The 11,391-nt window shown below is 40.9% G+C and carries 11 protein-coding genes and 1 pseudogene; 2 read left to right on the top strand and 10 right to left on the bottom strand.

Features of this window, described 5'->3' with window-relative positions:
* Positions 1 to 161: 161 nt before the first annotated feature.
* On the bottom strand, positions 162 to 446 hold the full coding sequence (locus H6F92_RS22880; protein ID WP_190359620.1) for a hypothetical protein: 285 nt from the start codon (positions 444 to 446) through the stop codon (positions 162 to 164).
* Positions 447 to 522: 76 nt separating this feature from the next.
* Here H6F92_RS22880 and H6F92_RS22875 point away from each other — a divergent pair, with 76 nt between their 5' ends.
* A complete protein-coding gene (locus tag H6F92_RS22875) occupies positions 523 to 1,113 on the top strand; it encodes a Uma2 family endonuclease (protein WP_190359619.1) in 591 nt (196 codons plus the stop codon).
* A 259-nt stretch (positions 1,114 to 1,372) separates the two neighbouring features.
* Here the strand turns inward: H6F92_RS22875 and H6F92_RS22870 are convergent, their stop codons facing one another.
* Together H6F92_RS22870 and aroC are read right to left on the bottom strand one after the other, a co-directional pair.
* Positions 1,373 to 2,575, bottom strand: coding sequence for a glycosyltransferase family 4 protein (locus H6F92_RS22870; RefSeq protein ID WP_190359618.1), 1,203 nt, complete (start codon positions 2,573 to 2,575; stop codon positions 1,373 to 1,375).
* A 13-nt stretch (positions 2,576 to 2,588) separates the two neighbouring features.
* The gene (aroC, locus tag H6F92_RS22865; protein ID WP_190359617.1) at positions 2,589 to 3,689 is read right to left on the bottom strand and encodes a chorismate synthase; all 1,101 of its coding nucleotides are present in this window, start codon (positions 3,687 to 3,689) and stop codon (positions 2,589 to 2,591) included.
* A gap of 530 nt (positions 3,690 to 4,219) precedes the next feature.
* Here aroC and sfsA point away from each other — a divergent pair.
* Positions 4,220 to 4,939, top strand: a complete 720-nt coding sequence (sfsA, locus tag H6F92_RS22860; protein ID WP_190359616.1) for a DNA/RNA nuclease SfsA — start codon at positions 4,220 to 4,222, stop codon at positions 4,937 to 4,939.
* A gap of 128 nt (positions 4,940 to 5,067) precedes the next feature.
* Here the strand turns inward: sfsA and H6F92_RS22855 are convergent, their stop codons facing one another.
* The 7 genes and pseudogenes from H6F92_RS22855 to H6F92_RS22825 all read right to left on the bottom strand — a co-directional run.
* Positions 5,068 to 5,628: an NYN domain-containing protein gene (locus H6F92_RS22855; RefSeq protein ID WP_190359615.1), complete on the bottom strand. Its 561-nt coding sequence runs from the start codon at positions 5,626 to 5,628 to the stop codon at positions 5,068 to 5,070.
* A gap of 73 nt (positions 5,629 to 5,701) precedes the next feature.
* On the bottom strand, positions 5,702 to 6,370 hold the full coding sequence (locus H6F92_RS22850) for an energy-coupling factor ABC transporter ATP-binding protein (RefSeq protein WP_190359614.1): 669 nt from the start codon (positions 6,368 to 6,370) through the stop codon (positions 5,702 to 5,704).
* A 290-nt stretch (positions 6,371 to 6,660) separates the two neighbouring features.
* Positions 6,661 to 6,930, bottom strand: coding sequence for a UPF0367 protein family (locus H6F92_RS22845; protein ID WP_002742026.1), 270 nt, complete (start codon positions 6,928 to 6,930; stop codon positions 6,661 to 6,663).
* Between the two features lie 336 nt (positions 6,931 to 7,266).
* Positions 7,267 to 7,923 carry a hypothetical protein gene (locus H6F92_RS22840; protein WP_190359613.1) on the bottom strand — a complete coding sequence of 219 codons (657 nt, stop codon included), beginning with the start codon at positions 7,921 to 7,923 and terminating at the stop codon, positions 7,267 to 7,269.
* A gap of 266 nt (positions 7,924 to 8,189) precedes the next feature.
* Positions 8,190 to 9,767, bottom strand: coding sequence for an HsdM family class I SAM-dependent methyltransferase (locus H6F92_RS22835; RefSeq protein WP_190359612.1), 1,578 nt, complete (start codon positions 9,765 to 9,767; stop codon positions 8,190 to 8,192).
* On the bottom strand, positions 9,760 to 10,872 hold the full coding sequence (locus tag H6F92_RS22830) for an AccI family restriction endonuclease (RefSeq protein WP_223212300.1): 1,113 nt from the start codon (positions 10,870 to 10,872) through the stop codon (positions 9,760 to 9,762). Before H6F92_RS22830 ends, H6F92_RS22835 begins: the two co-directional genes overlap by 8 nt.
* A gap of 297 nt (positions 10,873 to 11,169) precedes the next feature.
* Positions 11,170 to 11,391 (bottom strand): annotated as a pseudogene (locus H6F92_RS22825) (IS701 family transposase); the annotation flags it as partial.

Below are 11,391 nucleotides of genomic sequence, written 5' to 3'. Positions count from 1 at the left end.
CCTGTTTGTGCCTTAAGTCCTTCCCTGTATGGATTTCAGCTACTTTTGAGCGTAGGTGCTCTCATCGAATTTTATTTTAAGTTAATTATTTGCATAACAATTCCCGAAGAGCCCTCTTTCTAAGGCATTATCAATAATGATATTAGTATCTATCAGGATTTTCACAGATTATATTTCTCCTTTAAATATTCATATTCAGCTTGATCTGGATCAAAGTCTGCCGGAATGGCAGGGGCATTTTCAAATAAACCCTGAAATGCTTTGATCCTAGATTTTCTTTTTGGTGTTTCTGGTGCTGGTTCAGTGGTTGGGTTTGTGGTATGATCAAGGGTGTCTGTGGCTGCCCAAACTACAATTTCCACGTTTCCGGGGGGTAAATTCAGGGGTTCGGTAATCAGCAAGTTACCAGATTGATCAATTTTTCCTTTGAGTTTGTATGCTTGCATGATGTTTTTTATGATACTCTGTTTTTATATCATATCATAGTGAACAAAATTCAGGCTCTAAATTTGGGTTTAAATCATGATAACTACACTAATCGAACGAGAAGCAGAACCAATTTTAATTAGTGACTTAACCTGGAGAGAATTTAAAGCTGTTGAACAGCTGATCGATCGTCCAGGGTTAAGGTTATCTTTTTTAGATGGAGTTTTGGAGATTAGAAAAATGCCAGGAAAAAAACACGAAACCATCAAAGAACGTATTGGTGCTTTACTAGAAATTTATTTAGAATTTTTGGGATTAGATTTTACTCCTACTGGTTCTGTCACCTTAGAAAATGAATTTGAAAAGGTTAAAAGAGAAGGTGATAAATCCTATGAATTGGGAGCAAATAGAAAACATCCTGATTTAGTAATTGAGTTGGTTGTTAGTAGTGGAGGAATTGATAAACTGGAAGCATACAAACGGTTACAAATTCCTGAAGTTTGGTTTTGGATGAATGATGAGTTATTGTTTTATAGTTTAGGAAATGATGGATATGAAGCTGTTAGTAAATCGCAACTTTTACCGAGTTTATATGTAGGTTTATTGATGCGTTGTACTAATACAGAAAATCATGCTCAAGCACTGCGGGAATTTAGAGCAGGGATAAAAAATATTGAATCAACATAACCATATAAAATGCTGATTTTTTCCGCCTATCTAAAGATTATGGGTTAACTTAACAGTTGCAGAATGCCGAGAATTAAATTCTCAATATTCCATCAAAAGGGAACAATTTTTTAACCGTTTCATCGCCTCCGTATTATTAGAAGAAAGACGAGCAGGTAATATTCCTGCTTGGGAAGGAATTAGGATTGTAAGAGAAAGAATTTAATAGCGATATGAATCCTTTAAAAGACAGTATTTTTTTGAAAATGCTCTCATTTCATCAACTCAATAACCAATCTAGATGATCCTGTAAACATTGTTTGAGGTCGTAGCGTTGCTTGATAGTTTCCCTGGCATTTAAACGCAGATTTTGCCAACCCTGGGGATAATTTAACACTTCATCCACGCGGTCGGCTATTTGTTGAGGAGAAAAGAAATCCACTAATAAACCATTTTCCCCATCAGTAATTAATTCTCGCACGGGGGGAGTATCGGAACCAATCACGACGCAACCCATGGCCATAGCCTCTAACATTGACCAGGACAGCACAAAAGGACGAGTAAGATAGATATGGGCTGCCGATGCCTGTAAAACCTGTTTATATTGACCGTAGGGCAGAGAACCGGTAAAATGCACCCGGGATAAATCTAAAGAAAGGCTTTCTAACATCAATTGTTTATAGGTTTTGCCGTCCGGTAGAGTTTTTCCATAAGCGACTCGATCCTCCCCGACAATCACCACATGACAGTTAGGCCGACGGGCTAAAATTAGGGAAACAGCCGTCATAAATTGGGGAAAACCGCGATAAGGTTCCATTCCCCGGGTTGCATAGGTGACAATCTCCTTAACACCGGATAAATCTAAACCTATCTCTGGAATCACTAACTGCACATCGGGACGGGGACAGAAATAGTCCGTATCGATGCCATCGTGCAAAACCGTCAGTTTTGAGTGAAATTCGGGGGGAAATTGTTGTTTTTGCCAGATAGTCGGCGATAAACCTCGATCGCAACTGACCAGATCGATGAGGATTGGCGCATTTTTAATTCTAATCCGGGCCTCGGCATCAGCATTAAGGGGATCCGCCGGATCAAAATCAGCATCGGAACCATGGGCATGATAAAACCATTCAAAATAGGCTAAAAACTTAGTTTTCGGGAAAATATCCTTGATAAATAGGCCCGGCCCCCAGCCAGAATGTGCATAGACAATATCGGGATAAAAACCTTGATTTTTCAGTTGTTGGCAAACACCATAAACCGCTTGACCTTGTAAAACCGCACTTTCGAGGGGACGGACATAATGATGGGTTTGGGGAGAAACAGCGCGACTTTCCTTGTAAATAAATTTTTTTACCCCCGCTATCTCTCCCTCTTGCCTGGTAGTGCCGAAAATCACTTGATTTCCGGGGTCTTGAGCCAAAACCGTGCTTAAATGGCGAAATTGGGCGGGAAAATTGGAATGAAGGAATAAAAATTTCATCGCAGGTAAAGGTTTAGAAAAAGCGATCGCTAATCGTACATTGTCCCTGAAAACGGAGCAGATGATCGCATAATACCAAAGCCATCATCGCTTCCACCATGGGGACGGCCCGGGGTAAAACACAAGGATCGTGTCTTCCTTTGGCTGCCAGGGTGGTTTCTTCCCCGCTGCGCGTCACGGTTTTTTGTTCTTTACCGATAGTCGCGGTCGGTTTAAAAGCGATGCGGATAATAATATTTTCACCGTTACTAATTCCCCCTTGGATACCCCCCGAACGATTGCTAGTGGTGCGAATTAACCCGTTATCATCGATAAAATACTCGTCATTGTGTTCGCTGCCGGTTAAGAAGGTTCCCGCGAATCCCGATCCGATTTCAAATCCCTTACTCGCAGGTAAGGACATCATACCTTTAGCTAAATCGGCTTCTAGCTTATCAAAAACGGGTTCTCCTAGACCTTTCGGCACATTTCTGGCTACACATTCCACCACACCGCCGATCGAGTCCTTATTCAGGCGAATTTGGTCAATCAGGGCGATCATTTGGGCGGCCGTTTCCCCGTTGGGACAACGCACCATATTACTTTCCACCTCGTCGAGGGTGACGGTGTTGGGGTCGATGATTGCCTCAATATCTTTAATTCGCTTCACATAGCCGATAATCTCGACATTATAGACAGATTTAAGGATTTTTTTAGCGATCGCTCCTGCGGCCACCCGGCCGATGGTTTCCCGGGCCGAGGATCTGCCTCCTCCTTTCCAGTTGCGAATGCCGTATTTTGCTTCGTAGGTAGCATCCCCATGGGAAGGTCGGAATTTCTCGGCCATTTCGTTGTAATCTTGCGAACGAGCATCCTGATTCCGCACTAAAATAGCGATCGGTGTACCGAGGGTTTTGCCGTCAAAAACGCCCGAAATTATCTCACAAATGTCATTTTCTCGGCGCGGGGTCACGATTCTGCTTTGTCCCGGTTTGCGACGGTCTAAATCGATTTGAATCTCCTCTTGGGAAATTTCTAAGCGCGGGGGACAACCATCGATAACCACTCCTACCCCACCCCCGTGAGATTCTCCAAAAGTGGAAACCCGAAATAGTCGTCCGAAAGTGTTACCCATAATCTCAATGTCTATTAAGCCTCAAGGTTTTATTGTACCTGAGCGGTTATCAGTTATCAGTTATCAGTGATCAGTTATCAGTGATCAGATGTGAGTTTTTAGTGGACAGTCTTAAGTAGAAAATTGCCGTTTTCTTGTCACTGATGCCATTTTTCAAAAGTAATCGCAGAGATGGTTAATTTCCCTTACCCCCAACCCCCCCAACCCCCCCGACATCGGGGAGGCAAGGGGAGTAAAATGCCGGCTCTCTTATTCTTTGTGTGATAAGTTTAACTTATATAATACCGATCAATCTTTGTGTCCTTTGTGTCTTTGTGGTTCGTTCCATTTGCTCGCCAGCAGAACTGTATTTTAGAATACATTTTACCCACCAAACCGAAGAGAGTACAATGCCTGCTACGAATAAAGGAAAATAGTTTGATTACTGTTTACTGATCACTGTTCACTGATAACTGAAGGGTCTCCTTTCTTCAGATTAAGACTCCCAAAAAAAGGCTATTCTTTACCTTATATAGCCTGGCGAAAATTTGATGACTTCCTTGTTGGTTCACACTTACCCTTCTCTTGTCAAGGGTATTTTAATTAAACGTTACAAACGCTTTTTTGCCGATATACAATTGGACAACGGAGAATTAATTACGGCCCATTGCGCTAATACCGGACCGATGACGGATGTATGCGTAGAAGGTCAACCGGTTTATCTTTCTCGCAGTGATAACCCGAAGCGAAAATTAGCTTATACCTGGGAGATGATTCAACTGGGGGAGACTTGGGTGGGAGTTAATACCAATCTTCCTAATCAGGTGGTGAAAAATGCCCTGTTGCAAGGATTTTTTCCCGATTTGGTCAAAAATGACACCGAAGTGCGATCGGAAGTGGCCTACGGTCAAAATAACGGCAGTAGAATTGATTTTCTGTTGACCCATGGGGATAATTCCCTCACCTATATCGAGGTCAAAAATACCACTTGGAATCAGGGAGAAACGGCACTTTTTCCCGATACTGTCACCACGCGAGGACAGAAGCATTTACAGGAATTAATGGCTTTATTGCCGGCAGCGGAAGCGATTATGCTCTACTTTATTAATCGGGGTGATTGTGACCGATTTGCTCCGGGGGATAGTAAGGATACTAAATACGGGCAGTTATTGCGTCAAGCAGTGGCTAAAGGAGTCAAGGTTTTACCCTGTCGCTTGCAAGTGACCCCCACGGGAATTTATTATTTAGGTTTAGCAGAATTGCAACTGTGAAACCAGTGGTTTAGAGGGGCCAGCTTTTGACAAAATCCCCTAGACCGCAACTGACCTTGAAAAGCTTAGAGACACAGTTACCTGTGCCTCTAATGGGGATTTTGTCGATACATATTTGGGGTAATTTGTCAAGGTTTTTGGTAACTAATTCCGTGGCGCATTTTCTCTAATTTCTGTTGCACCTGAGCATCGAGAGAATGGAATAAAAAACGCCCTTTGGGACTTTGAGAAGAACTCTGGGATTGTCTCAGACGACGACCGGTTAAATCCACCTCGATTTCGAGACGTTGAGCGGAAATCCACTGGGCCCCATAACCCATAACGGTCATTTTTTGGGCATTATCAGAGGTGGCGACGATAATCCGTCCGATAGCTGGGGCGCGATCGTGCCAAAAATCGGCGCAGGTTTTCTCGATATAGGTGTCGGCGGTTTGAGCGTGGGCGGTAAAATAAACCGATAAATGGTTAGTGTAGCGTTCCTGGCTGCTGGGGGTATCTTGGAGGTAGGAATCGAAGACGATTTGGGTTTGATAACCCTGATGGTGGGTGTAACCGATTAGGGTTTCAATTAACTTGTCTCGCGCTGGTTCGAGACCGTGGCGATCGCTGATTTTTTTCAGGGACGGCCAAGCGCCGATGACGTTGTAGCCGTCAACCAGCAGAAGGGAACGATCAGAAGAATTAAGCATGGCTTTGAGAGTAATTTGTCTGGCATTAAGGGCAGTTCTAAAAAACAGCATCCTAATGATATTAACAAAAAATTTAGGATTCTCCCGCCGCACTGGCCAATAATCTCGCTTTTAATTCTAGGGCATTTCCCCGATCCGTTACCTTGCCACCCTCTAACAAAAATGCCCCATCGCTGTAATCCAATTCATCAAGGCGATGCGTCACCCAAAGGGCTGTAATCCCTCGGTTTTTGACCAATTTCTGCACTTGAGAGACTAATTCTAACTGGGTATCCCCATCCAAAAGGGCGGTGGGTTCATCAAAGAGCAAAACCTCGCAATGACGAGCTAAAGCCCCCGCAATGGCGATTCTTTGCTTTTGTCCGCCACTGAGAGCATAGATCGGTCGTTTTTCCATTTCTAATAAATTCACCGCCCCTAGGGATTCCCGCACCCGCGCCCGAATTGCCGGCGTGGATAAACCCTCGGATACCAACCCAAAGGCCACATCTGCCCCCACTGTTGGCATAACTAACTGATGGTCGGGATTTTGAAAAACAAAACCGAGGGGGTTAGGTATCTCTATTTCCCCGCGACTAGGTTTTAATAATCCCGCTAAGAGCCGCAGCAGGGTTGATTTACCGCTGCCATTTGTCCCCAACAACATCCAAAATTCTCCTCTGGGAACTTGCAAAGAGCAGCCATTTAATACTGATTTCCCATTCGGCCAGCTAAACCAGAGATCTTTTACTTTTATAGTCATGAATTATCAGTTATCAGTTATCAGTTATCAGTTATCAGTTATCAGTTATCAGTTATCAGTTATCAGTTATCAGTTATCAGATTTGAGTTTTGAGTAGAAAGTGTTATGTAGGCGGTTGCCGTTTTCTTGTCACTGATTACTGATTACTGCTCACTGATAACTGATTAAAGAACTAAGTAAGTAGTTATAATTAAATTGAAGATAGATTTTGCCTCTGATCCCCCCTGCCCCCCTTGATAAGGGGGGTGCCGATAGGCGGAGGCATCTGAGAACTTTTAACACCTACCTACTTATTCTGTGGCTAAAGCGACAAACCCCGGCGCTCTACCGGTGGAGGCAGCCCCAGATTTTTGTGAAACAATCACTGCACTGATCTGATCGCTCAAAACCGCCACCTTTTTATCGGTTTGTTTTTCGCAGGTTAATTCTAATAATTCGGGATTCGGCGATCGCATAGCGTTAGTAATTGTTTGATACAAAGCGTCTGCTGCTGCTTCTTCCTTGCGCTGCACGGAAATGGGGATGGGGGAGAGTTTCAGGGTAATATCGATCGAATACATGGTTTAGCGTTCCCTTCCAAAAAACAAGTCAAAAACCATTGTATAGCAGGGGTTGGGAAGTCAGAGATCAGATGTGAGTTTTCAGTTCACTGATTGCTGTTCACTATCACCGATTAACTCCGGGCAGTCGCTGTGCAGAGGCGTTGTTAGCTGGCAATCACTTGCTTCAATGAATGTGCATGGTGCGTTCCTCAAAATCTATCGGTGCAGCGGTAGGAGTTGCATCAGGGAACGCACCCTACAGCTAAACTGATTTATAAGCTGTAAATATATTACGCTCCCTGTACAGTGATAGGAGTATTGATTGAAAACTATGAAGATCATTAGGATATATTTTTATGATCTACGAATACCCCAAACTTTGTAAGTCTTAGAACTACCTGGTTCTAGAGTGTTACCATCTAATCTAGAACCATCAGGAGATAAAATCAGTCTATCAATCCATCCACTATTCCAACGGAAAGTATAAGAATTGTTAGCTCCTCGCTCCCATCTACCCTGATCTCCTCTTGCCGACTTTAACGTTCCATTCCCATTAACAGTCATAATATCACCATTAAACCAATCATAAATTCCATCTATACTTATTTTTGTACCAAACACTTTATATGTATTATTACTTCCTGGTTCAAAGGTATTACCTTCTAGCCGAGAACCATTAGGAGATAAAACCAGTCTATCAATCCACCCACTATTCCAATGGAAAGTATAAGAATTGTTAGCTCCTCGCTCCCATCTACCCTGATCTCCTCTTGCCGACTTTAACGTTCCATTCCCATTAACAGTCATAATATCGCCATTAAACCATTTATATTGTCCAATAACTGGGCTATTCGTTTGAGCTATCAGGAATAAGTCTAGAGAGTCAGTAAATTCTATTTTGTTGTTATTTGCATTTTGTACAGAGTTTTTTTTAGCATAAGCATTTGTGGAGATTGTCATTCCTATAATGACCGTAAAAGTGGTCAAGCAAACAAGAAATTTGTTATACATTGCGTAAGTCCTAATTTTATTCATCTTTTATGATTCGTAAACTCTAAATATGTTAGTATATCACTTTCTGCTGGGGTTTAGCACAAGTGTTGAATCCTGCAACAAAACTTAACATTTACCGATAAAAAGCCCCTATCTCGCTGATATTTGTTAACATTTCATGACTTTATCCATCCAGTCTGGAGTTTAGACTAAGTACTGTGTTTCCATTCAATTAATTTCTCTAGCGAGTAGAGAGTTGTTAAGAAGTAATATAGCGATCGCACTTAGGGTGCGGCGGAATTGCCGTCCGGTGCAGCGCATTGTTGGGAGTCCATAAGTCTTTTGATCAGAGCATTACTCATGAGAATTGCTTTTTGGTGATCATTTTGTGCAATACTAATTACTTCTTCAGCATCTTCATCACTGATCATTTCAAATTGTTTCTGGCTTGGACATAAGCTATCGTTCAAATCCCTTGGTTCAAACTTGTCTAATTCATCACCATAACTTCGTTTATTGATTTTTATTATTTCCTGTCCAATATCACTGAGCAAATACACAAATAATTTATTAATAAATTGTTGTCCGAATTTATTTGGATAAAAGGAATGAAAGCAGGTAAAATTTATTGCTGTTGTGAAATTGCGTATTACTTTTAACCTGCCCCTGCTGAAGACACCGAATAAAATTGGAGCCGGTTTTCTCTTTTCAATTTTGTACCAGGTGTTCCTTGTTTTTGTAAGATACCTCCCATGATATCCCAATTTTTCGCCTTCTTTTATGTAATTTCGTATTTCGGAGTTGTCGTGGTCTTTTACATCTAAACAATGGACTGGCTTATCCTCATTGTATAGTATATTAAAATCATGCTCAGTAAATACTGCTTTGCGGATTTGAGAGCTTTTTGTAATACACTTACAAATATTGTTATCACTTAACTTCCGTTGCTCAATTTTTGATTTTTTTAACGCAAAAAATTCATTTGCACCAGTAGCAATACCTCTCGTAAACGTACCGTATAGGGACAACTTACAGAAGCCATTTGGAGATACTTGTTCAGTGAACAATGATGAAATAATAGGTGTCCACTTTTGGTTGTATGGTAAATTCGATGGTTCGATTTCCCACTGATAGAATTTACTAATATCAGATATTTTATCTATTTCATCACTTTTTTTGATCTGTAAAATTTTAATGGTTTCTTTTTTTTCGTCATTTTTACAAAGAAGCACACAAACAGTTGTCGTTGCCTCTGGGAAAATTTCTTTTTCATTGGCAAAGATTATTATTTGCTTCAATAAATGATTTTCGAGGAGACTTTTTTTGATTTCTTTTCCGTAGCCAGTATTAAAAAACTCAAAAGGCATAATATACGCCAAGTTACCATTGATTTTAAGTTCTCTTAAAGACTTGACAAGGAATACGGAAGAGATATTAGAGTAACCGATAAGTTTCTTACCTATTTTTTCTTCAATTTTTGGTAATATATCATGACGCTTAAGAAATTTCTGAAATCGCATATATGGTGGATTACAAATGATACCGTCAAATTTTTCAGTTTCAGCTTCGAGGTAATCACTATTGATAACTCTCAAATAAGGACTGTCACCCTTAGGATTAAGAAACTCAAATATATTTCTATCAATCTCATATCCAATGAAATTTACTTGATTACCTGAAGGTGTTTTTATTGCTTCATCATAAAAAACGCCTAAGCCAAACGCTGGGTCTAATACTGTTTCTGGATTATCTTTTAAAACCCACTGTACCATGAGGCGAGCAACGCACATAGGTGTAAAAAACTGGCCGTAATCCTTCCTATGATTAAGTGGAGTTTCAGCTATATATTTTAACTCACGCATTAATAACATCCCTTAGAAATATTTTATTATCAAGGTATCCCTTACCGCCTGCAAAAGTCACATAAAAAAGCAGACGCCCCCTATCTAATTCTTTCAGAGCCGATTTATGTTCAGGCATATCAATTTTTCCAAGGACTTCTTTCCCAATTTGCACATTGATCTTGATCGTAGTTTTGCCTTGATTTTTTACATCTCTTTCTATTGAAAAATTATTTCCATCATTGTTATCGTTTGAAACCAGTGCCAAAATATCTTTAAATGATATTATATATGCCTTGTCAAAAAATACTTGTAGATAAAAATGCTTGACATTATATTTCTGAATCCACCTGTTGACCAAGGCAACATCTTCAATTTTTGGGGTAATGCCCAAATAATCGCGTTTGTGCAGTATTTTTATATTTTCTTTGAGATTCTTCAGTAATTCAGTTAGATTTCTTAACTCTTTTGTTGATGACCATGACGGACAACGAAAGTCTAATTCTCTAAAGGTGTCATCTGTAGCATTTAACATTAGATTGTAAATTGTCTGGTTTTTTCGCCTTAATAGATCACCAAGGTCGGTATTGATTATGTCTTGTCTAATTTCGTCGCATTTTTTAATGGCCCGATCTTGTCTGTCCCGCATGAATGCCGCATATTTGTCTGCTAAAAAAGAACTTGATCTTACTTCAATCGCAGCCACAGCCTGTTTTATGTGCTGATCATTTTCAATGTCAATACTTCCATCTGGAAAGTCTCTGACCTTAAATATCAAGATATCTGGCCTCTTACCTATCGCATTAAGTTCACTCTGATATTCCATATAGAAATCAGCAAATCCATCATCACCTGCGGCTATGGATTCGGAACGCCCATATTTAACAGCAAAATAATCACCAGAATATTCATTGACTGCCTTAAAGACGATTGTTTCAGCCCAATCACCCTGTTCCTTGTTCGTGAGAAATTCGGAGTTAGCCATTGTTGGGGGCTTTCCAGTCATTTGTATTTCAGTATCAATCTCAAGTGGTGATTGCTTGATCAGGTTCAGAATATCATCTTTGTACATGAATTCTCCTTCTTGTTCAGCCCAGCCATCAATTATACCGCTCCCTGCGATCAAGCAACCCTCTCCATCCTAGTATCCCACTGCCATCGGTCTAACACTCCTTAATAAGACTTAATATGGCACTGTGGGGTTTAATCACCTCAATTTGGGCATAATTACCGCCGAGAAGGGTCTAGCATTCCACTCAAGCTGCGGCGTTGTCAGATCAGAATAGGAAAGATGTAATGCAATCCTTGCTATCAAAGTAATTTCAGTTCCAAGCTGATTCGGATCATCTTTCAATTTGACAACGCCTCATTACTTAGCCCGTCTTCATCGTAAGACTCTCTGCTATTGGGACTTAAACAAATTTCAAGCCCAAACAAAGCCTAAACTGGCTTTGTAAGCGGCAAACACATCCCGATTCTCGGTCAGCCACTCAAAGAAACGGAAAGACATCGCTGTCCGAAAAGCTGCCAAGGCTTCCACAAAAGTGTTTAAAGGTCGATTTGCCCACCGCCTTTGTAGTCCCCCAGTTAACTGATGCCACAGGATAAATGTATAGGCACAAAACACCAAGATAAAATGACGAAG

Origin of the sequence: Microcystis wesenbergii FACHB-1317, from assembly GCF_014696875.1 — a bacterium.
Taxonomy (GTDB): Bacteria; Cyanobacteriota; Cyanobacteriia; order Cyanobacteriales; family Microcystaceae; genus Microcystis; species Microcystis wesenbergii_A.
The sequence above is the reverse complement of the archived record's forward strand: the minus strand, read 5'-3'. Positions and strand labels throughout refer to the sequence as shown.

Coding starts and splice junctions, on each gene's coding strand:
- H6F92_RS22880 (WP_190359620.1), bottom strand. CDS start 446: ATGCAAGCATACAAACTCAAAGGAAAAATTGATCAATCTGGTAACTTG.
- H6F92_RS22875 (WP_190359619.1), top strand. CDS start 523: ATGATAACTACACTAATCGAACGAGAAGCAGAACCAATTTTAATTAGT.
- H6F92_RS22870 (WP_190359618.1), bottom strand. CDS start 2,575: ATGAAATTTTTATTCCTTCATTCCAATTTTCCCGCCCAATTTCGCCAT.
- aroC (WP_190359617.1), bottom strand. CDS start 3,689: ATGGGTAACACTTTCGGACGACTATTTCGGGTTTCCACTTTTGGAGAA.
- sfsA (WP_190359616.1), top strand. CDS start 4,220: ATGACTTCCTTGTTGGTTCACACTTACCCTTCTCTTGTCAAGGGTATT.
- H6F92_RS22855 (WP_190359615.1), bottom strand. CDS start 5,628: ATGCTTAATTCTTCTGATCGTTCCCTTCTGCTGGTTGACGGCTACAAC.
- H6F92_RS22850 (WP_190359614.1), bottom strand. CDS start 6,370: ATGACTATAAAAGTAAAAGATCTCTGGTTTAGCTGGCCGAATGGGAAA.
- H6F92_RS22845 (WP_002742026.1), bottom strand. CDS start 6,930: ATGTATTCGATCGATATTACCCTGAAACTCTCCCCCATCCCCATTTCC.
- H6F92_RS22840 (WP_190359613.1), bottom strand. CDS start 7,923: ATGTATAACAAATTTCTTGTTTGCTTGACCACTTTTACGGTCATTATA.
- H6F92_RS22835 (WP_190359612.1), bottom strand. CDS start 9,767: ATGCGTGAGTTAAAATATATAGCTGAAACTCCACTTAATCATAGGAAG.